We start from the raw sequence: 21,281 nt of genomic DNA, 5'->3' as shown, positions 1-21,281 counted from the left end.
GAGGCCGGTCCTCCTTCCACCGCGTGGTTCACAGCGCGATCTCCGGGTGCAGCCGGTCCAGCGTCCACACCTGCTTGCTGCGCGCCGTGACGGCCGTCAACGCGAGCGCGCCGACGGTGAAGGCGCCCAGCACCAGGCACGCCCGCCACACCGGCCACAGGTCGCCGCCCGTGACGAGGTGCCGCAGCCCTTCCACCACGTAACTCATCGGCAGGAACGGGTGCACGGCGTTGAAGAACGCCGGGCTGGTCTGGATCGGATACGTGCCGCCTGCCGACGTCAGCTGAAGCATCAGCATCGCCAGTACAAGGATGCGCCCTGCGGGTCCGAAACGGGCGTTGAGGAGTTGCACGATGGCCGTGAAGCACAGCGTCACCAGCAGCACGAAGCCCAACGTGCCCGCCCCACGCGCCAGTTGCAGGCCCAGCCCCCAGTGCAGCACGCCCAGCAGTGCGCCCGCCTGCGCGGCACCGATCGCGGCGACCGGCAGCCAGCCCGCGAGTGTGATGCGCCCGGCAGGTGCGCCGGCCGCCAGTGCGCGCTTGTTGAGCGGCTGAAGCAGCATGTACGCGATCATCGCACCCACCCATAGCGCCAGCGGGATGAAATACGGTGCGAAACCAGTGCCGTAGTTGGGTGCGGAGTGTGCCTCGCTGGAGGAGAGACCGACCGGGTCGGCCATCACGTCCGTACGGTCCTCGCGCTCCTGCTTGTCGTAGTCGGGGATCTTCTTCACCCCGTCGTGCAGCCCGCCGGAGAGCTGTGCCGAGCCGTCGGCGAGCTTGTACATGCCGCCGTCGAGCGTTCCGGCTCCCTTGCTCAGCTTCCCCAGACCGGTGTCCAGCTGAGCGGCGCCGCTTTCGGCGCCCGCCAGGCCGCTCTCGAGCCGTCCGGCGCCCTTGGAGACCTGCTGCGCGCCCTTGTTGAGCTTGTGGATCTGCGCGACCGCGGTATCGAGGTCCTTGCCGAGGTGCGGGGCGCGCTCGGTGAGCGCGTTCGCATGGGTGCGCAGGTCGTCGAGATGTTCGCCGAGCCGGGTGAGGCCCCCCTGCTTCTCAATGACGTTGTTGACGTCCCGCGCGACATCGGCCGCCGTCTCCGCGGCGTCCGCGGCCTTCTTCAACTGCGGGCAGGACGTGTCCAGTTCGACGGGCCCCTTGCATCGCGCCTCGTAGAGCTTCGCGAGCGCGTCGGCTGCGTGACGGGAGTCGGTCTGCGCCTTGCGTGCGGCCGCGGGCAGCTCGTCGAGGTTGTCCTTGAGGACCTTGCTGGTACGGGCGACGGAGCGGGCCGCCGTGCCGATCTCGTCACCGTGCTCGTCGAGAAAGGGGCCCACCTTGCCGGCGACGCGATCGACCTTGTCGGACAGTTTCTGCGTACCGTCCGCGACTTGCGTCGACCCCTTCTTCAACTTGCCCGCGCCGGCGTGCAGTCGGCCCGTGCCGTCCTTGAGCCGGCCGCTGCCCTGGCCGGCGTCGCCCAGCCCGTTCTTCAGCTTCCCGGTGCCCTTCTTGGCGCGGCCGATGCCGTCGCCGAGTTCGTCCGCGCCCTTGGCCGCCTTCGCCGTGCGGTCGTGCAACGTGGAGAAGGAGACGAAGATCTTGTCGTAGAAGCCGCGCGAGGCCTTGCTGGATGCGGCGGCCCGTACCTCTGAGAAGACGGTGCGGGATATCTGCCCGACGATGTAGTTGTTGGCGTCGTTCGTCCGCACCTTCAGCGCGCCGGTCTGCGGATCGTCGCCGGAGCTGGAGGCGACGCGGTCGCTGAAGTCGGCGGGCACGGTGAGGGAGAGGTTGTAGCGCCCCTCTTCGACACCCTTACGGGCGTCGGCGGCATCGGTCTCGTGCCACTCGAAGGTGTCGCTGTCGCGCAGTCCTTCGACGATCGAGTCGCCCGCCGCCACTCGCTCACCGTCGGCCGTCGCGCCCCTGTCGTCGTTGACGAGCGCCACGGGGACCTTGTCCAGGCGCTCGTAGGGGTCCCAGAAGGACCAGAGGTAGAGCGCCCCGTAGAGCAACGGCAACAGCAGCATCGCGGCCATCGCGGCACGCGGCAGCCGCCCCCTCCCGAACCGCTTGAGCTCAAGCGCGGCCAGCTTCGGCGAGCGCATCGGCCGCCTCCCCCTTCGTCGTCTGTGCGGACTCTTCGGTCCTCGTCCTTTGCGGGCCCGGCGTGCCCCTGCGGCCCTGCCCCTCGCGCGTACGGACGACGAGGGCGTCGCCCGGTGCCTTGCTGCACACGGCGAGCACGGTCGTGCCCGCCTCCGCGACCGAACGCAGCAGCGACCACGCCTGCTCGCGTTCCTCGTCGGAGAGCTTCAGGTCCACGTCGTCCACCGCCAGCAGCCGCGGCTCGCCGAGCAGCGCGAGTGCCACGGACAGCCGCAGCGTTTCCAGGCGTTCCAGGTCGCGTACGCGCGTGCGCGGTCCCTTCGGCAGGGCGTCGAGGTCGAGACCCGCAGCCGACAGGGCTGCCTCCAGGCGCGCACGGGATGCCGCGGCACGACGGCTGCGCGGCTGGATCAGGGAGCGCAGCGACCCGTCGAACCGCCGCTGCAGCAGCACCTGTTCGCGCAGCTGCTCGGCGACGGACAGGGCCGGCTCGAGATCGGTGACGCCGGGCACGGCACACAGGGCGCTGATCCGGCGCACCGCGGCGAGCTGTCCGGGCAGCGGGCGGCCGCCGATCTGTGCGTGCCCGGCGGTCGCCTTCATCCGGCCGGTGAGCGTGAGCAGCAGACAGGTGCGGCCCGAACCCGAGGGCCCCTCGAGAGCGACGAGTGAGCCGGGCGGAGCGTCGATGCCGACGCCGCCGAAGACCGGGCCGCGCGGCCCGTCGAGCCCGAGGCCCTGGGCGGTGACTGCGGCACCCGTGCCCTTGCCCGTACTCCGGGCCGCGCCCGTGTCCGTACTCCCGCCCGCAGCGGGGCTCCCCTGGGAGTCGTCCGGTGCTTCGCCCATGGTGCTGCCTCCCTCTCGGCGACTGCCGGCCGGCTGGCCGACGTTTTTGAACTGACTGGTCAGTTCAAAAGTATGCCTGACTGTGTCCGCGCTTCTGCGGGCACCCCCGAACAGAGGTCTCCACGGCGGGACTTCGAGCGGATTGCGGACGGACGCCGAGATGGACTCCGAGTGGAAGCGCCGCTGGCTTCGCACTGACTTTCGAGTCGAGAGGCCTGTTTGTGCAGGTCAGGGCGATTGTCAGTGGCATGCGTAACGATGTGTGCATACGGCCGAATCATCGGAAGCGTCAGACGACGACAGGAGGTTGGTTCCCGTGCAGCGACCCTCTCGGGGAGCGCCCCCGAACGCCTCGCCCGCCAGTGATGTCCATCCCGTGCTCCGGCGTGCCTCGGCTCCACCCGCCGCTCTCGACCTGCTCGCGCAGGCACAGCACGGCCTGGACGAAGCCGCCGCGATGGAGACGCCGAACGAGAGATATGCCATCGCGCACCTGGCGGCCCTCCGCACGGCCGCAGCGGTGCTCGCCGTCCGCGGCCGCCCCGAGAGCAGTGAGCGCCGTCGCCGGGCGATTCGCAGCGCCTGGGAGGTGCTGCCCGAGGCCGCACCCGAACTGGCCGAGTGGAGCGTCCTGTTCGCGGCCGGAGCGCCCAAGCGCGCCCGTGCCGAAGCGGGCATCCAGGGCGCGGCGAGCTGGCGCGACGCCGACGACCTCGTCCGCGACACCGAGGTCTTCCTGCGTCTCGTGGAGCGGATGCTGGTCTCGCAGCCGGCGCTGCCCCAGCCGCGCATCGCCCCCGTGGACGAGGAGTTCACGGCGGCAGGGCCGACGAGGGCACCGGCCGCCTCGAATCCGCCGTCTCCCTCGGCGGCCTCCGCGGCTCCCTCTCCTTCGACGAAGCGCTCCTCAGGGCGAATACGGCCACCGCGGTCGCAGCAGGCGCACCGCCGCCCTCGCGCCGGTTGATCCCGTCGCGGCGTCGGGCGAGGATCACGGGTGAGCGAAGGCAATAGGGTGGGGCACGCACGCCCCTGAGCCGTCGAGGAGCACCTCATGTCCCGCCCCAGCGCAGCCCTTCGTACCGCCGTGGTCTGGGAGGTCCTGCAAGGCGCCCTCGACCAGCGGGTCAAGGCCTCCGGCAAGGAGGCCCTGGACGTCCTCGACACCGGAGGCGGCACCGGCAACTTCGCGGTGCCCGTCGCCGAACTGGGGCACAAGGTCACCGTCGTCGACCCGAGCCCCGACGCGCTGTTCGGCCTCGAACGCCGCGCCGCCGAGGCCGAAGTGGCCGAGCGCGTCCGCGGTGTGCAGGGCGACGCCCACGGCCTTTTCGACGTGGTGGAGCGCGGGGCATACGACGCCGTCCTCTGTCACGGGGTCCTGGAGTACGTGGACGATCCCGCCGACGGGCTGCGCAACGTCGTCGCTGCGCTTCGCCCTGAGGGCGGCACCCTCAGCCTGCTCGCCTCCGGGCTCGGCGGCGCGGTGCTCGGGCGCGCCATCGCGGGGCACTTCACGGAGGCCCGTCACGCGCTCACCGCCGAGGACGGCCGCTGGGGCGACAGCGATCCGATGCCGCGCCGCTTCACTGTGGAGCAGCTGAGGAAGCTGGTCGACGACACCGGCCTCGCCATCGCTTCCGTGCACGGCGTCCGGGTCTTCGCCGACCTGGTCCCCGGCGCTCTGGTCGACACCGAACCGGACGCGGAGGAGGCCCTCACACGGCTGGAGACGGCCGCCTCCGAACTGCCCGCCTTCCAGGCCGTCGCGAGTCAGCTGCATGTCCTGGCCGAGGCGCGGTACCACGACCGGTGAGCCCCGCCCGGGCAACCCGCCCGGGCAATGACCATCCGAGCAACCAGGCAGTGACACGTAGCTCACCCGATCAGCTGTTGACCGCCGTATGATCGAGGCACGCCGTTCGGCATGGCGGAAAGGCGGTGCGGGAATGCACGGATTGGAAGGTCCCGTGCCTACGTCCGTCGTCTCGGCCCTGGTGGGAGGTATTGGCGCAGAGGGCGGGTTTCACGGGGGCGATTCCCTGCCTATCCTTGTTAGGTCGCATCCGGTCGCCCCCGCGACCGACGAGTAGGAGGACTCCGTGCCGCTCTCTGAGCACGAGCAGCGCATGCTCGAGCAGATGGAGCGAGCGCTGTACGCCGAAGATCCCAAGTTCGCGACAGCGCTTGAGGGAAGTGAGCTGCGCAGATACACCCGCAGGCGGGTCTATCAGGCGGTTGCAGGCTTTCTGGTGGGCATCGCACTGCTCATGGCCGGAATGGTCGCGCAGCAGATCTGGATCAGCGTCGTGGGTTTCCTCGTCATGCTCGGATGCGCCGTTCTCGCGGTCACCGGCTGGCGCAAGGCCCCCAAGAACGGCGAGCAGCAGGAGCAAGGTGCCGCCCAGAGCAACAGTGGAGGCGGCGGGGCGTCCACCCGCCGTCAGCCACGTGCCCGTCGATCGATGATGAACCGCATCGAGGAGCGGTGGCAGCGCCGCCGCGACGAAGGCCATTAGCGCAGACAGCACCAGCGCCTCTGCGACGACCTCCTACGTGACATGACAGTGGGGCCCTCCTTCCGGAGTCCGGAGGAGAGCCCCACAGCCATGAGCGGCCACCGTCACAGGGGAGCCTGAGCCACGAGGCCCGCGGCCACAGGGGGAGCCTGAGCCCGCAAGGCCTGCGGCCCAATCCCGTACGGAGACCGGACGGCCCTCGTGCAGGCGGAGGAGGCCGTACGGTCCGTACAGCCCCCTCGCCCTACTTCGCGAAACGCACCTTCAGTGCGACCAACCACCGGTCGCGGACCCTCGTCAGCTGCCCGGACAGCGTCCAGATCACTCGAATGGCCGAGGCGGGCAGGAGCAGTGCGCGGATCCGCAGCCCCCTGGGCGCCGCCTCACGCAGCGCTTCGCGAATCTTGCGCACGTCGGCCCTCACGCCCGTCTCGGCCTGAGGCCGGGGCGAATACAGCACCTGCTCGACCGTGAGGGCCACGCGGTACGCGGCCTCGGCGGCCTCATCCTCCAGGTCACCGATGCGGGCGATGCGCTCGGCCGCCTTCCGCGGGGTCTCCGACTCGTCCGGGACCACTCCGTAGTCCCAGCCGGTGTCGAGCAGCTCACGCCAGGCCGCAAGCACCGCACCCGCGGGGTCGGCTCCGGGCGCAGGCCCTCCCCGGCCTCCGAGGCGCCGGGCCCGCGTCCGTACTCGCCACAGCATCGGCAGCATGGGCAGCCCGAGCACCAGCAGTGCCGCCGCAGCCACACCTGCCGCCGTGCCCACCGGGAACCCGCCGTCCGAGCTGCCGCCGTCCGGTGCCGGCGCGGCCTGGCCGCACTGCGGGTCGACTCGCTTCTCCTCCGAGGTGCAACTGTCGGACTCCGAGGGGGTGGGCGTCGGTTGGGAGCTCTGGCCCGGCTGCGGCAGCTGTTCCGCGGGGTTCTCGCTGGGGTCGGGACCTTCCGGCTGTGCGTACGGCGGCGGTGAACCGCGCGTCGGAGTCGGCTCGAAACGCGTCCAGCCGACGCCCTCGAAGTACAGCTCCGGCCAGGCGTGCGCGTCCTTGAGACCCACGGCCATCTGCCCGTTGGCCTCCGCGCTTCCCGGTGTGAAGCCGACCGCAACCCGGGCGGGGATGCCCATCGTCCGCGCCATGGCCGCCATGGAGAACGCGAAGTGGACGCAGAAGCCCTCTTTCTGTTCGAGGAAGTTGACGATCGCGGCGGATCCGCTGCCCGCCCGCACCCGTGTGTCGTAGGTGAAGCCGCCCTCGGACGCGAACCAGTCCTGGAGGCGCACCGCGCGCTCGTAGTCGTTGTCGGAGCCCCGCGTGACGCGCTCTGCCGTACGTCGCACCACCGACGGCAGCGACTCCGGCACCTTCGTGTACTCCTCGGCCACCGCCCTCGCCGGCTCGGGAGCCTGGCGGAGCTGACGGGCAGTCGGTTCCACGAGGAGGCTCTCGACCTGGTACCGCGCACCGCGTGTGGTCTGCCCGCGGTCGCCGACGAGGGTGCGGCCCTCCGGCTCGAACCGCCAACGCCCGTCGATGCGAACGCGGCTGGCGGGATACGGCATGGGCAGCCAGTTCTGCGCGTACCAGTCGGCCGCCGCGACGGTGCTGCGCACCTTCTGCGTCTGCACTTCCGGAGCCAGGCCCGGCGGGGCCGGCAGCGGATCGGGCATCGCGTCTATCCGGCGCTCCGAGGGTTTCCAGGAGGCGCCGTCGAACTGGTCCAGGGCGACGATCCGCAGGTACATCTCCTGCGTTTCCCTGGTGTTCGTGGTGTAGGTCAGCGCGGTGCGGTCCTGGGCCTGGTTGAGGCTGTCCTGCAGTGCGACGAGCGGGTTGACGGCGGAGACCGTGCCGCCGTTCTGCCCCACTCCGGCACCGCCGTTGCGCGCGGCGTCCAGCAGTCCGCTGCCCAGGGACGGCAGCAACGCGGGCACCACCAGGGCGAGACCGAGCGTCAGCGCGCCGATCCGCCGACCGGTGCGTACGGGCGCCATGGCGGGCCCGTCCACCGCACCCGGCTGGTAGGAGGGTGCCCCCGGCCGGCCGCGGTCCGTGAAGACGCGGCCCCACTGCGAGAGCCGCTCACGTCCCTCCGCGAGGAGAAGCAGCAGGTAGCCGCCCGCCGCGCACAGGAACCAGGGCCAGCCCGCCCCGTCCCGAGCCAGCCCGGCCGCGACCGAGTAGAGCGCGAGAAGCGGGAGTCCGGCGGGTGCGGCACTGCGGAAGGTCACCGCCAGGGCGTCGACCAGCAGGCCGATCATCAGGACACCGCCCACGAGCATCAGACGTATGCCGTCCGTCACCGGTGCGGGTATGGCGTACCGGCCCACGTCGTGGCCGCCGGCGCTCAGCAGCCGGCCGAACTCCTCGAAGACCGCCGGGCCCGGGAGCAGCCCTCCGATCGCCGCGTCGCGCGCGAAGAAGACTGTCAGCAGCAGCAGCGACACCAGCAGTTGCACCGCGACTGTCAGGGCTCGCGCCAGAGGAACCCTCCGTGCGGCGGCGCCCACCAGGGACTGCACCGCGACCAGTGCCGCCGCCTGCATCAGCCAGGTCGCCGGGTCCACCAGCGGCAGCAGCGCGAAGGCCGCCGCCAGGGTTGCCAGCGCCGCGCAGACGGCGAGCCGTCCCCGTCCGCTCATCGCTCCAGCCCCCTCACGGTCGCGTTGTCGGCCTCGTGCCACAGGGCGGACATGGCGACGCCCGGGCCGCCCGGCAGCGCCGTCCAGCCGGCCTCGCGCAGTACGTGCAGTGGTCTCTCGTCCGGTGCGCCGGCCGGAGGCGGCACGGTGACGGTCGCCGCGAGGCTCACCGGGCCGTCGGCGTCGGCGGTTGTGACCACGGCACCGTCGTCCGGCAGGGGAGCGGCCTCGCCCTCCTCCTCGCGGAGGGTGGAGGTGAAGGCCACCGCTCGGTTGGAGCGCTGGCGCATGCGCCCCACCGTGGCCGCCTGTCCCTCGTCCAGGTCGCCGAGGAAGGCGACCAGCAGCCCCTCCTGCCCCCCGGAGCCGCCGCGCAGCATGTCGTAGGCGTACGACATCCCTTCCTCCGTGGAGTGTTCGATCAGAGCGAGGGTGTCCAGCAGGAGGCCGGCCGTGTCGGAGGAGTCCCCCGCGAAGCCGATGCCCTCCGGGCCGGGCACCATCGTGCCCGTGTCGGTCAGCAGCCGGACGGCATAGCCACGCTCCAGCAGATGCAGGCAGACGGAGGCGGCGCCCGAGACGGCCCACTCGAAGGGGGAGTCGGGCCCGGAGCCGGTGTAGGCGGCACGGCGGGTGTCGAGCAGCACCGTGCACCGAGCCTTCTGCGGCTGCTCCTCACGCCGCACCATCAACTCGCCGTAACGGGCGGTGGAACGCCAGTGGATGCGGCGCACGTCGTCGCCGTGCCGGTAGCCACGCGGGATCACGTCGTCCTCACCGGAGAGTGCCAGCGAACGCTGCCTGCCGTCCCCGTAGCCGGTGGTGTCTCCCGAGAGCCGTACCTGCGGGAGCGGTTCGACCTGCGGCACCACGGTCAGCGTGTCGTACGTGCTGAAGGAGCGGGTCAGCTCGCACATCCCGAAGGGGTCGGTCAGCCGGAGCTGCAACGGGCCCAGCCGGTAACTGCCGCGCATGTCCGAGCGCACGCGGTAGGACACCTCTCGCTGCCCGCCCGGCTCGACCCGGTCCAGTACGAAGCGCGGGCGCGGCCCGAGCACGTAGGGCACCCGGTCCTGCAGCATCAGCAGCCCGGTCGGCAGCCGCGAGATGTTGTCCATCCGCAGGTGCACCCGGGCCTCCGCACGCACCGCCACCCTGGCGGGGGAGAGCCTGCGGGATCCGGCGACGCGGTAGCGCGTGCGGTACAGCACCAGCACGCAGACGAGCGGCAGCGCGGCCAGCAGCATCCCGACCCGCAGCAGGTCGGCCTGCCCCAGCGCGTACGCGCAGATCGCCGCGGCGACACCGGCGGCCAGGAACGACCTGCCGCGCGTCGTGAGGCCTCCGAGCGCGGTGCGCAGAGTGCCCTGCTGCTCGTCCTCCCCGTCCTGGGGCCGCCCCCGCACCTGACCGGTGCGGTCCCTGCGCAGCTGATCGCGGGCCGAGCGGCCGCCGCGGCCCACACGGTCCCGGAGGCTCGTGCGGGCCGCGCCCGAGGTGGGACTGCCGGACATCAGTAGCCCCGCGGCGACTGCTGCCCGTAGCCGTCCGTGTGCAACGGAGTCGTCGCAACACCGGGTGCGCCCGTGGGCACCGGCACCCGCTGAAGGATCTCGGTGACCACCTGCTCGGCCGTCCGCCTGCTCAACTGCGCCTGCGCCGTGGGCAGCAGGCGGTGCGCCAGCACCGGCACGGCCAGCGACTGCACGTCGTCCGGCAGTACGAAGTCACGGCCGGACAGGGCCGCCGCGGCCCGTGCCGCCCGCAGCAGGTGCAGCGTCGCCCGGGGTGAAGCGCCCAGCCGCAGCTCCTGGTGCGTACGGGTGGCCGCCACCAGATCGACCGCGTAGCGCCGCACCTGGTCGGCGACGTGGACACCGCGGACCGCTTCGATCAGCTTGCTGATCTCGTGGGCGTGCGCCACAGGCTGGAGGTCCTCCAGCGGGGAGGCGCCCCCGTGCACGTCGATCATCTCCAGCTCGGCTGCCGGGCTGGGGTAGCCGATGGAGACCCTCGCCATGAACCGGTCACGCTGGGCTTCGGGGAGGGGGTAGGTGCCCTCCATCTCGACCGGGTTCTGCGTGGCCACGACCATGAACGGCGAGGGCAGGTCGTACGTCTCGCCGTCGATGGTCACATGGCGCTCCTCCATCGACTCCAGCAGTGCCGACTGGGTCTTGGGGGAGGCGCGGTTGATCTCGTCGCCGATGACGATCTGGGCGAAGATCGCGCCCGGCTTGAACTCGAACTCCTGCCGCTGCTGGTCGTAGATGCTGACGCCGGTGATGTCCGAGGGCAGCAGGTCGGGCGTGAACTGGATGCGCCGTACGGAGCAGTCCACGGACCGCGCCAGCGCCTTTGCCAGCATGGTCTTGCCCACGCCCGGCACATCCTCGATCAGAAGATGGCCCTCGGCGATCAGCACGGTCAACGAGAGCCGTACGACCTCGGGCTTCCCCTCGATCACGGACTCCATCGAACGGCGCACCCGATCCGCCGTGGTGCTCAGATCGCTGAGGTCCGCTCGCTCGTCAAAGGTCGTCACCGGCACTCCTCGGCCATCCCCGTCGCCATCTGCTGCCTGTACACGCATTCTTCACGCCCGCGGGCTCCCGCGTCACGGTTCCGGGGCGATCTCTGGGTCGATCTCACGAAGGAGCCCCGTCTTCACGTCGAAGACGAAGCCCCGTACGTCCTCCGTGTGCAGCAGGAAGGGCGAGGTACGGACGCGCTCCATCGACTGGCGCACATCCTGGTCGAGATCCGGGAACGCCTCGACCGCCCAGGACGGCCGCTGGCCCACTTCCAGTTCCAGCTCGTGCCGGAAGTTCTCGGTCAGGCTGAGCATTCCGCAGCCTGTGTGGTGGATCAGCACCACGGCGCGTGTGCCGAGGGCCCGCTGGCTGATCGTCAGTGACCGGATGGTGTCGTCGGTGACGACACCGCCGGCGTTGCGGATGGTGTGGCAGTCGCCGAGTTCGAGGCCGAGCACCTCGTGCAGGTCGATCCGGGCGTCCATACAGGCGACCACGGCGACCTTGAGGACCGGGCGTGCGTCCATGCCCGGATCGTTGAATTCGGCGGCGTAACGGGCGTTGGCTTCGATCAGACGGTCGGTGACTGTGCCGGAACCGCGCAGGTCGTCGGCGGGGGACTGGTGGAGCGGCTGGTGGCGCCGCTGTGGCGTCGACATGTGGATGACGTTAGACCGCTTGTGCGACGAAGGCTCCCCGGGGGGCGATTCGAATCGGTCCTGACCTCCGTATGTGAGGCAGCACACAGCCTCAGCGCCCCCTTCCCAACGCGCCTCGGCGCTTGTTGACCGAAGGGACGAGTGGACTAAAGTGGCGCGAAGTGGGAGGCGAGACGGCCCCCTGGGGCCGAACTCCCCGCGTGCGGTGCGTACGTGCGGCTCGGCCTCCTCCCGCTCCGGCCTCCGGCGCCTCTTCCCCGGTTCCGGCAGGTGACTTCCCCTTCGAGCGGGCGGGGACCAAGCAGCACGTGGGCAGGAAAGGGCGCATGACCACCGAAGAGCAGCCCGCCGGCAAGGAGCCCACCCGCGAGGGAGCCCCGGGTGAGAAGCCCGGGGAGGAGTTCCCCGCCGCGGACGGGTCCGTCCGTGAGAAACACAATCCGGTGATGCTGCGGCGCTGCCTGGATCTGCTGGCCCCCTCCCTCGCCGAGCCCGGCGCCACCGTCGTCGACTGCACCCTCGGTCTCGGCGGCCACAGCGAAGCCCTGCTCGCCACCTTCCCGGCAGCGCGGCTGATCGCGCTCGACCGCGACCAGGAGGCGCTGCGGCTGGCCGGGCAGCGGCTGGCTCCGTACGCGGACCGCGCCACCCTCGTGCACGCCGTCTACGACGAGCTGCCCGACGTCCTCGACCGGCTTGGCGTCCCGCGCGTGCAGGGCGTCCTCTTCGATCTCGGTGTCTCCTCCATGCAGTTGGACGAGGCCGACCGCGGATTCGCGTACGCACGCGACGCCCCCCTCGACATGCGGATGGACCAGACGACGGGCATGAGCGCGGCGGACGTGCTCAACACCTATCCGCCGGGCGAACTGGTGCGGCTGCTGCGCGCGTACGGCGAGGAGAAGCAGGCCAAGCGCATCGTGGAGGCGGTCGTACGGGAACGGGCCAGGGAGCCGTTCAGCAACAGCGCCCGGCTCGTCGAACTGATCCGGGACGCGCTGCCGCAGGCCGCCAAGCGCACCGGCGGCAACCCGGCCAAACGCACCTTCCAGGCCCTGCGCATCGAGGTCAACGGCGAACTCGACGTCCTGCAGCGGGCGGTGCCGGCAGCTGTCGACACGCTCGCGGTCGGCGGGCGCATCGCCGTGCTCTCCTACCACTCGCTGGAAGACCGGCTCGTCAAGCGGGTGTTGACCGCCGGCGCCACCAGTACAGCGCCCCCCGGGCTGCCCGTCGTCCCCGAGCAGTATCAGCCGCGGCTCAAGCTGCTGACCCGAGGTGCCGAACTCCCCAGCGAGGACGAGATCGCCGAGAACCGTCGCGCCGCCCCCGCACGGCTGCGCGGCGCCGAGCGCATCAGGGAGGCGCACACCGCATGAGCGCACAGCAGCGGCTGTCCCGGCTCGCACGTCTGGTACCGGCCGGGGCATCCACGGCGGCCCGTGCCCCCTTCGTACTGCTGGTCGTGCTGATACTGGGCGCCGGCCTGCTGGGCCTGCTGCTGCTCAACGCCTCCGTCAATCAGGGCTCCTTCCGGCTCAGCAAGCTGGAGAAGCAGACCGACGAACTGACGGACGAACAGCAGGCCCTCCAGCAGGAAGTCGATTCCTACTCCGCTCCCGGAGCGCTGGAGAAACGTGCCCGCGATCTGGGCCTCGTGCCCGGCGGGACGCCCGCCTTCCTGGAGCACGACGGCACCGTGAAGGGAAAGCCTGAGAAGGCCACCGGGGACCCGCAGCAGGAGGAGCGGTGAGTGATCGCCCCCGTGACGAGCGCCGCTCCGGGCGCCCCGTCTCGCGTACGGGCAGGGTGCCGGGCGGGTCGTCCAAGTCCCGTGCGGCAGCAGGAGCTTCGGGCAGAGGGCAGGGCAACGGCCCGGCCAAGGCGCCGGCACGCAGGGGCAAGGCCGGCGGCGCCGGCAAGCCACCGGGGGGCCGTACGAGAACCTCGGGCGGTGCCGGGCAGCCGGTGCCCGAGCAGGGCAGCCGGCTGCGCCTCGCGCGCGCCCGGCCGCGGCTGCGGCTGATCGCATTCGGCCTCACCGTCGTCATGCTGGCCTTCACCGTGCGGCTGCTCCAGGTGCAGGCCGTCGACGCCAGCGCGTTCGCCGACAAAGCGGCCGTCAACCGCTACATCACCGTGCCGCTTGCCGCGGAGCGGGGCACGATCTCCTCGCGCGACGGCACGGCGCTGGCCACGACGGTCGACGCCTACGACGTCACCGCGGACCCGTACCTCTTCACGCGTAAGCAGACCAAGATCGGTGACGCCCCGGAGCGAGCCGCCGCCCTCCTCGCGCCCGTACTCCACGAGGACGAGCAGGAGCTGACGCGGAAGCTGGCGAAGAAGGACACCCGGTACGTGCTGCTGGCCCGTCAGCAGACGCCGCGCACGTGGCAGAAGATCAAGAACCTCAAGAGCGAGGTCGCCGCGAACGCCGCCGAGGCGGCGCAGTCCGGGAAGAAGAACGAATCCGCGGAAGAGAAGGGCGAGGCCGCCGACGTACTCGCCGGGATCTACCGCGAGAAGCACCCCAAGCGCATCTACCCCAACCGCGAACTGGCCTCATCCGTCCTGGGCTTCGTCAACTCCGAGGGTCAAGGCGGAGGCGGCGTCGAGGCACTGCTGAACAAGAAGCTCGCAGGCCGGGACGGCAAGATCACCTACGCCCAGTCCGGCGGCCGCCAGGTCCCGACGGCGGGCAAGCGCGAGCACCCCGCCCGTGCGGGCGCCGACGTGCAGCTCACGCTCGACCGTGACATCCAGTGGTCCGCCCAGCAGGCCATCGGCGAGCAGATCCGCAAGTCCGACGCCGACAGCGGCTACGTCGTCGTACAGGACACGCGGACCGGCGAACTCCTCGCGATGGCGAGCGCCCCGGACTTCGACCCGAACGACATCTCCCGCGCCGAACCCCGAGCCCTGGGCGACGCCGCCGTGCAGGACGCCTACGAGCCGGGCTCCACCAGCAAGCTGATGTCGATGGCGGCCGTACTCGAGGAGGGCAAGGCCACGCCGCTGACGCAGGTGACGGTGCCCAACCGCCTCAAGCGCGCCGACCGGGCCTTCGCCGACGACGTCGATCACGAGACCTGGCACCTGACGCTGAACGGCGTGCTCGCCAAGTCCAGCAACCTCGGCACCATCCTCGCGACCGAGCAGCTGGGCGAGTCGCAGAAGCAGGCGAACAAGGTGCTCCACCGGTATCTGAGCGAGTTCGGCATCGGCAGGCCCACCGGCCTGGGGCTGCCCGGCGAGACCTCCGGCATCCTGGAGAAGCCCGGGAAGTGGAGCGCCTCCCAGCAGTACACGATCCCCTTCGGGCAGGGTCTCTCCCTCAACGCCGTACAGGCCGCCTCGATCTACTCCACGATCGCCAACGGCGGCGTACGGAACGTGCCTTCGCTCGTACGGGGCACGACCGGCCCGGACGGCGGCTTCACGCCCGCGTCCGAGCCCGGCAAGCGCCGGGTGGTCAGCGAGAAGACGGCCAGGACCCTCAGCCGGATGCTGGAGTCCGTCGTCAGCGACATGGAGGGCACGGGCACCACTGCAAAGATCCCCGGCTACCGGGTCGCGGGCAAGACCGGTACGGCCAACCGGGTAGATCCCGAGACCGGCCGCTACGACGGGTACACCTCCTCATTCGCGGGATTCGCGCCCGCCGACAAACCCCGCGTGACGGTCTACTGCGCCGTGCAGAACCCGAAGAAGGGCAGCTACTTCGGCAGTGACGTATGCGGGCCCGTCTACAAGCAGGTCATGAAGTTCGCCCTGAAGTCCCTGCAGATCCCCCCGACCGGCGCAAAGGCTCACCCATTGCCTGTCAGCGCCGAGAAGGACCGTTCGAAGAAGAAGGGCCGATGAGCCGCGAAGCCCGGCCCGTGAGGGGGCGCACGCCACGTGAGAACGGACACTCAGAATCAGTACAACCGGCCGGACGCCGCCCCTCCGGGAAGCCACTCGCTTCGCGGCACAGCCCTCCCGCCCGGTACGCTCACCGCCGTGCCACAAGCTGATCAGAACTCTCTCTCGCCCTCCGCGGGAGCCCGCCCGGTCACCACATCCCCGGCGACGGCGACGGACGTCACCTCGGGGGCGCCGCGGCCAGCTCACGTACGGCCCGTTCCGCTCGCGGAGCTCGCCCGGCAGCTGAATACCGAGGCCCCCGCCGGTACGGATGACGCCGCCGCAACCGGAATCACCCACGACTCCCGCGCGGTGCGCCCAGGAGACGTCTACGCGGCCCTCCCCGGCGCCCGTTTCCACGGTGCTGACTTCGCCTCGCAGGCCGCCAGCCTCGGCGCCGTCGCCGTGCTGACGGACCCCGCGGGCGCCGAGCGGTCCGCCGACACGGGGCTGCCCGTGCTGACCGTCCCCGATCCGCGCCGCCGCATGGGTGCGCTGGCCGCCGCCATCTACGGCGAGCCCGGCAAGGGCCTGCTGCAGATCGGCATCACGGGCACCTCCGGGAAGACCACCACGGCCTACCTCGTCGAGGGCGGGCTGCGGAAGGCCGCGGAGAAGGCGGGGGATCTGACGGGCCTGATCGGCACCGTGGAGTCCCGCATCGGCGACGTCCGGCTGAAGTCCGAGCGCACCACCCCCGAAGCCACCGACCTCCAGGCCCTCTTCGCCGTCATGCGCGAACGCGGCGTCTCCGCGGTCGCCATGGAGGTCTCCAGCCACGCGCTGGTGCTGGGCCGCGTGGACGGAAGCATCTTCGACGTCGCCGTCTTCAACAACCTCAGTCCCGAACACCTGGACTTCCACCCGGACATGGAGGACTACTTCCGGGCGAAGAGACAGCTGTTCACCCGAAAACGCTCCCGCGCCGGAGTCGTCAACTTCGACGACGAGTACGGCCAGCGGCTGCTGACGGAGTCCGAGGTCCCCGTCACCACGTTCTCCGCGGAAGGCCATCCCGACGCCGACTGGCGGGCCGAGGACGTCGAAGTCGGCCCGCTCGGCTCCACGTTCACCGCGGTCGGCCCCAAGGACGAGTCCGTACGGGCCGCCGCACCCATCGCGGGGCCCTTCAACGTCGCCAACGCACTCGCCGCCCTGACCGCCCTGGTCGTCGCCGGCATCGACCCGCAGACCGCGGCCGACGGCATCGCCGCCGTACCGGGAGTGCCGGGACGTCTGGAGCGCGTGGACGCCGGACAGGACTTCCTCGCGATCGTCGACTACGCGCACAAGCCCGACGCCGTCGAGTCCGTCCTCTACGCCATCCGCAAGGTCACGGACGGCCGCATTCACGCCGTCCTGGGCTGCGGCGGCGACCGCGACCCGCACAAGCGTCCGGCCATGGGCTCCGCGCTCGCGCGGCTGTCCGACACCGCCGTTCTCACGTCCGACAATCCCCGTACCGAGGACCCTCTCGCGATCCTCGCCACCATGCTGGGCGGCGCCGCCGAGGTGCCCGCCTACGACCGCGGCACCGTGCTGCTGGAGGAGGACAGGGCCGCAGCGATCCAGCTCGCCGTCGCCCGCGCCGAACCCGGCGACACGGTGCTCGTCCTGGGGAAGGGGCACGAACAGGGCCAGGACATCGCGGGAGTTGTACGCCCCTTCGACGACACGCAGGTGCTGCGCGAAGCCATCCGGCACAAGCAGGAGGAGGTCCCGGCGATGGTTGCCGTGGCCGAGCCCGCAGGCACCCCTACCAACGGGACAGACGCCGAAGACCGATGATCCCCCTCTCCCTCGCCGAGATCGCCGCTGTCGTGGACGGACAGCAGAGCGACATACCGGACCCGGACGCCCGCGTCAGCGGCCCCGTCGTCATCGATTCACGCCAGGTAGCCGCCGGCAGCCTGTTCGCCGCGTTCGACGGTGAGCGCGTCGACGGACACGACTTCGCCCGCAGTGCGGTCGAGGCCGGTGCCGTGGCCGTGCTTGCCACACGGCCGGTCGGAGTGCCGGCCGTGGTCGTCGACGACGTCACGCGGGCCCTCGGCGCGCTGGCGCGGTACGCCGTCGAACGGCTGGGCACCAAGGTCGTGGCGCTGACCGGCTCCGCCGGCAAGACCAGCACCAAGGACCTCATCGCGCAGCTGCTGGAGCGGCTCGGGCCCACCGTGTGGACACCGGGCTCCCTCAACAACGAGATCGGGCTGCCTCTCACCGCGCTGCGCGCCGTCGAGGAAACCCGGCATCTCGTACTGGAGATGGGGGCGCGGGGTAAGGGGCACATCCGCTACCTCACTCAGCTCACGCCGCCCCGCATCGGTGTCGTGCTGAACGTCGGCACCGCCCACATCGGGGAGTTCGGCGGCCGCGAGCAGATCGCGGAGGCCAAGGGCGAACTCGTGGAGCAGCTTCCGCCCGAGGGGGAGGGCGGCGTCGCCGTGCTCAATGCGGACGACTCCCTTGTACGCGCGATGAGTTCGCGCACCCGCGCACGGGTCGTGCTCTTCGGCGAGGCCGAGGACGCACACGTACGTGCCGAGAATGTCCGGCTCACGGACCAGGGACAGCCCACTTTCACGCTTCACACACCCACCGGGTGCGGTGACGTGACCATGCGCCTGTACGGTGAGCACCACGTGTCGAACGCGCTCGCCGCGGCGGCCGTCGCCCACGAACTGGGCATGCCCGCCGGGGACATCGCCACCGCGCTCTCCGCCGCGAGCACGCTCTCGCGTTGGCGGATGGAGGTCACCGAGCGCGCCGACGGGGTCACGGTCGTCAATGACGCCTACAACGCCAACCCCGAATCCACTCGGGCCGCGCTCCGTGCGCTGGCCGCGATGGGTCGGGGACGGCGCACCTGGGCGGTGCTCGGTGAGATGGCCGAGCTCGGCGACGAGTCGCTTGCCGAGCACGACGCAGTCGGACGGCTTGTCGTCCGGCTCAACGTCAGCAAGCTCGTGGCGGTGGGTGGCCGTGAGGCTCACTGGCTGGACATGGGCGCCAAGAACGAGGGTTCGTGGGGTGAGGAGTCGGTGCACGTGTCCGACGCTGAGGCGGCGGTCGCGCTCTTGCGGAGCGAACTGCGTCCGGGGGATGTCGTACTGGTGAAGGCTTCCCGTTCGGTGGGTCTCGAGCGCGTCGCGGACGCGCTCGTTGAACCGGGGGACAACGAGGGTGAGGTCGCCGCCCGATGGGTATGAGTCAGATTCTCTTTTCGGGAGTCATCGGACTCTTCCTGTCACTGATCGGGACGCCGCTGCTGATCAAGCTGCTGGCGAAGCGAGGTTACGGGCAGTTCATCCGTGACGACGGGCCGCAGAACCACCACAGCAAGCGCGGCACCCCGACGATGGGCGGCATCGCCTTCATCATCGCCACGGTCGCCGCGTACGTGCTCACGAAGGTGCTGACGGGCAGTCAGCCGAGCTTCTCCGGTGTGCTGGTGCTCTTCCTCTTCGCCGGCATGGGGCTCGTCGGGTTCCTCGACGACTACATCAAGATCGTCAAGCAGCGCAGCCTCGGCCTCCGCGCCAAGGCGAAGATGGCGGGACAGCTCATCGTCGGCATCGCGTTCGCGGTGCTCTCCTTGAACTTCGCCAACCTCCGCAACCTGACGCCCGCCTCCACGAAGCTCTCCTTCACGCAGGACTTCGGCTGGTCGATGGGCCCGGTCATCTTCGTGATCTGGGCGCTGTTCATGATCCTGGCCATGTCGAACGGTGTGAACCTGACGGACGGTCTGGACGGCCTGGCCACAGGCGCGTCGGTGATGGTGTTCGGCGCCTACGTGTTCATCTGCGTGTGGGAGTACCAGGAGTCCTGCGCCAACCCCTTCACCGCGGGTCCGGGATGTTACGAGGTGCGAGATCCACTCGATCTCGCCGTCGTCGCTGCCGCACTGATGGGCGCCTGCTTCGGCTTCCTGTGGTGGAACACCTCGCCCGCCAAGATCTTCATGGGTGACACCGGATCGCTCGCGCTGGGCGGTGCGCTGGCGGGTCTGGCCATCTGCTCCCGCACGGAGCTGCTGCTCGCCATCCTCGGCGGGCTCTTCGTCCTCATCACCATGTCCGTCGTCATCCAGGTCGGCTCCTTCCGGCTCACCGGCAAGCGCGTGTTCAAGATGGCGCCGCTGCAGCACCACTTCGAACTCAAGGGCTGGTCCGAGGTCCTCGTCGTGGTCCGGTTCTGGATCATCCAGGGCATGTGCGCCATCGTCGGCGTCGGGATCTTCTACGCAGGGTGGGCGGCCAGCAAGTGAGCACGGAGCACGATCCCTTGGCCGCCGCCACCGTCGAGGCCGTACAGGGCGGGCACGTGACCGTCGCGGGGCTCGGCGTCAGCGGCAGCAGCGCCGCGCGGGCCTTGCGGCGGCTGGGGGCGCGCGTCACCGTCGTCGACGGCGGTGACAGCGAGTCGCACAGGTCGCGTGCCTCCGAACTGGAGGCGGACGGCGTCTCGGTACGGCTCGGCGACGCGGAGAGCCTGCCGGCCGACACCGATCTGATCGTCACATCACCGGGCTGGAAACCGCAGAGCCCGCTCTTCGCGGCGGCCGAAGCCGCCGGCGTACCCGTGTGGGGCGACGTGGAGTTGGCGTGGAGGCTGCGCGGAACGGCCTCCGGCAAGACCGGAACGCCCGCCCCCTGGCTGGCCGTCACCGGCACCAACGGCAAGACGACCACCGTCCAGATGCTCTCCGCCATCCTCGGCGCCGCCGGGCTGCGCGCCCCCGCCGTCGGCAACATCGGCACCCCGCTGATCGATGTCGTCCTCGCCGACGATCCGCCGGACGTCCTCGCCGTCGAACTGTCCAGCTACCAGCTCCACTGGGCCCCGAGCCTGCGCGCCCACTCGGCAGCCGTGCTCAATCTCGCGCCCGACCACCTCGACTGGCACGGCTCGATGGAGGCGTACGCCGCCGACAAGGGCCGTGCCTACGAAGGCAATCAGGTCGCCTGCGTCTACAACTGCGCCGACCCCGCCACCGAACAGCTCGTCCGTCAGGCGGACGTGGTGGAAGGGTGCCGCGCGATCGGCTTCACCCTCGGCAGCCCCGGGCCGTCCGAACTGGGCGTCGTGGACGGCATCCTGGTCGATCGGGCCTTCGTCGAGGACCGTCACAAGCAGGCGCAGGAACTGGCCGAGATCACCGACATCACACCGGCGGCGCCCCACAACATCGCCAACGCCCTTGCCGCGGCGGCCCTCGCCCGCGCCTACGGCGTGCCGGCTGCCGCCGTGCGCGACGGCCTGCGCGCCTTCCGACCCGACGCGCACCGCATCGCGCACGTCGCGGACGTGGAAGGCGTCGCCTACGTCGACGACTCCAAGGCCACCAACACCCACGCCACACAAGCGTCGCTGGCCGCCTACGACTCGATCGTGTGGATCGCGGGGGGCCTTGCGAAGGGCGCCACGTTCGACGAGCTCGTACGGGCGTCCGCACCCCGTCTGCGTGCCGCGGTCCTCATCGGCGCCGACCGTCAACTCATCCACGAAGCCCTCACGCGACACGCCCCGGATGTCCCTGTGGTGGACCTCGCACGCACCGACACTGGGGCGATGGCGGCAGCGGTCCATGAAGCGGCTCGGCTCGCCCGCCACGGGGATACGGTGCTGATGGCTCCGGCCTGCGCCTCGATGGACATGTTCGTCAACTACAACGCGCGTGGTGACGCCTTCACCGAAGCGGTGCGTTCTCTGACCGCCGATCGCGCGCACGACGCGGAATAACCCGCCGGTCCCGCGGACCGCGCGGGGGAACAGACGGAGGGGATGCGAGAGATGACGCCCGAACGCGACGCCGTCCCCACCCCGCTCCCAGCGCATTCCCGGGTGCAGCGCGCCCCCTCTCACGCCGTTCACAGCGCCAACTCCGGCGCTCTGGACGCCCGCTGTGGCAACGCCCCCGCCGTCGGGCGGCGCCGGGTGGGCCCCGGTGGTCTTCTACGGGCGCTCGTACCGGCTCTGACGCCCCTCCAGGCACGGCCGCCGCCCTGGTCTTCAACAAGCTCTTCTTCCCCGACCTGGACCCGGCCGTCGGC

The 21,281-nt window shown here is 70.9% G+C and carries 16 protein-coding genes; 10 read left to right on the top strand and 6 right to left on the bottom strand.

The genetic code is table 11. The features are described 5' to 3' along the window. Positions 1-28: 28 nt before the first annotated feature. Positions 29-2,110, bottom strand: coding sequence for a YhgE/Pip family protein (locus tag H5J26_RS10840; protein ID WP_181765569.1), 2,082 nt, complete (start codon positions 2,108-2,110; stop codon positions 29-31). Next, positions 2,082-2,960, bottom strand: coding sequence for an ATP-binding cassette domain-containing protein (locus tag H5J26_RS10835; RefSeq protein ID WP_181765568.1), 879 nt, complete (start codon positions 2,958-2,960; stop codon positions 2,082-2,084). Before H5J26_RS10835 ends, H5J26_RS10840 begins: the two co-directional genes overlap by 29 nt. A gap of 307 nt (positions 2,961-3,267) precedes the next feature. On the opposite strand from H5J26_RS10835, the gene H5J26_RS10830 reads away from it, so the two are divergent. The 3 genes from H5J26_RS10830 to H5J26_RS10820 all read left to right on the top strand — a co-directional run bounded on the left by H5J26_RS10830 (position 3,268) and on the right by H5J26_RS10820 (position 5,479). Next, complete coding sequence (locus H5J26_RS10830) at positions 3,268-3,927, top strand: SAV_6107 family HEPN domain-containing protein (RefSeq protein WP_181765567.1); 660 nt, start codon at positions 3,268-3,270, stop codon at positions 3,925-3,927. A gap of 87 nt (positions 3,928-4,014) precedes the next feature. Next, a complete protein-coding gene (locus H5J26_RS10825; protein WP_181765566.1) occupies positions 4,015-4,776 on the top strand; it encodes a methyltransferase in 762 nt (253 codons plus the stop codon). Between the two features lie 286 nt (positions 4,777-5,062). Next, the gene (locus tag H5J26_RS10820; RefSeq protein ID WP_181765565.1) at positions 5,063-5,479 is read left to right on the top strand and encodes a DUF3040 domain-containing protein; all 417 of its coding nucleotides are present in this window, start codon (positions 5,063-5,065) and stop codon (positions 5,477-5,479) included. A 244-nt stretch (positions 5,480-5,723) separates the two neighbouring features. On the opposite strand, the gene H5J26_RS10815 is transcribed toward H5J26_RS10820, so the two are convergent. The 4 genes from H5J26_RS10815 to H5J26_RS10800 all read right to left on the bottom strand — a co-directional run bounded on the left by H5J26_RS10815 (position 5,724) and on the right by H5J26_RS10800 (position 11,316). Continuing rightward, positions 5,724-8,123, bottom strand: coding sequence for a transglutaminase TgpA family protein (locus H5J26_RS10815; RefSeq protein ID WP_181765564.1), 2,400 nt, complete (start codon positions 8,121-8,123; stop codon positions 5,724-5,726). Next, positions 8,120-9,637, bottom strand: a complete 1,518-nt coding sequence (locus H5J26_RS10810; RefSeq protein WP_181765563.1) for a DUF58 domain-containing protein — start codon at positions 9,635-9,637, stop codon at positions 8,120-8,122. Before H5J26_RS10810 ends, H5J26_RS10815 begins: the two co-directional genes overlap by 4 nt. Then, complete coding sequence (locus H5J26_RS10805) at positions 9,637-10,668, bottom strand: AAA family ATPase (RefSeq protein ID WP_181765562.1); 1,032 nt, start codon at positions 10,666-10,668, stop codon at positions 9,637-9,639. The genes H5J26_RS10810 and H5J26_RS10805 overlap by 1 nt, the downstream gene beginning before the upstream one ends. A 72-nt stretch (positions 10,669-10,740) precedes the next feature. Next, positions 10,741-11,316 carry a beta-class carbonic anhydrase gene (locus tag H5J26_RS10800; RefSeq protein WP_181765561.1) on the bottom strand — a complete coding sequence of 192 codons (576 nt, stop codon included), beginning with the start codon at positions 11,314-11,316 and terminating at the stop codon, positions 10,741-10,743. A 446-nt stretch (positions 11,317-11,762) separates the two neighbouring features. On the opposite strand from H5J26_RS10800, the gene rsmH reads away from it, so the two are divergent. The 7 genes from rsmH to murD are packed head-to-tail and all read left to right on the top strand — an operon-like array spanning position 11,763 to position 20,970. Further along, positions 11,763-12,695 (top strand): 16S rRNA (cytosine(1402)-N(4))-methyltransferase RsmH, encoded by a 933-nt coding sequence (gene rsmH / locus H5J26_RS10795; protein WP_235980610.1) that lies wholly within the window; start codon positions 11,763-11,765, stop codon positions 12,693-12,695. After that, complete coding sequence (locus H5J26_RS10790; RefSeq protein WP_181765559.1) at positions 12,692-13,069, top strand: septum formation initiator family protein; 378 nt, start codon at positions 12,692-12,694, stop codon at positions 13,067-13,069. Before rsmH ends, H5J26_RS10790 begins: the two co-directional genes overlap by 4 nt. Next, a complete protein-coding gene (locus H5J26_RS10785; protein WP_309237862.1) occupies positions 13,066-15,183 on the top strand; it encodes a penicillin-binding protein 2 in 2,118 nt (705 codons plus the stop codon). Before H5J26_RS10790 ends, H5J26_RS10785 begins: the two co-directional genes overlap by 4 nt. A gap of 36 nt (positions 15,184-15,219) precedes the next feature. After that, on the top strand, positions 15,220-17,013 hold the full coding sequence (locus H5J26_RS10780) for a UDP-N-acetylmuramoyl-L-alanyl-D-glutamate--2,6-diaminopimelate ligase (protein WP_309237861.1): 1,794 nt from the start codon (positions 15,220-15,222) through the stop codon (positions 17,011-17,013). Then, entirely contained in the window at positions 17,010-18,434 is a 1,425-nt protein-coding gene (locus H5J26_RS10775; protein ID WP_181765557.1) for a UDP-N-acetylmuramoyl-tripeptide--D-alanyl-D-alanine ligase, read from the top strand. The genes H5J26_RS10780 and H5J26_RS10775 overlap by 4 nt, the downstream gene beginning before the upstream one ends. Next, a complete protein-coding gene (gene mraY / locus H5J26_RS10770; RefSeq protein WP_181765556.1) occupies positions 18,431-19,495 on the top strand; it encodes a phospho-N-acetylmuramoyl-pentapeptide-transferase in 1,065 nt (354 codons plus the stop codon). The genes H5J26_RS10775 and mraY overlap by 4 nt, the downstream gene beginning before the upstream one ends. Next, positions 19,492-20,970: a UDP-N-acetylmuramoyl-L-alanine--D-glutamate ligase gene (gene murD / locus H5J26_RS10765; RefSeq protein WP_309237860.1), complete on the top strand. Its 1,479-nt coding sequence runs from the start codon at positions 19,492-19,494 to the stop codon at positions 20,968-20,970. The genes mraY and murD overlap by 4 nt, the downstream gene beginning before the upstream one ends. Positions 20,971-21,281 lie beyond the last annotated feature (311 nt).

The sequence above is a fragment of the Streptomyces albidus (ex Kaewkla and Franco 2022) genome, assembly GCF_013870515.1.
GTDB lineage: Bacteria > Actinomycetota > Actinomycetes > Streptomycetales > Streptomycetaceae > Streptomyces > Streptomyces albidus.
This window is presented reverse-complemented; position numbering and strand designations above follow the sequence as displayed.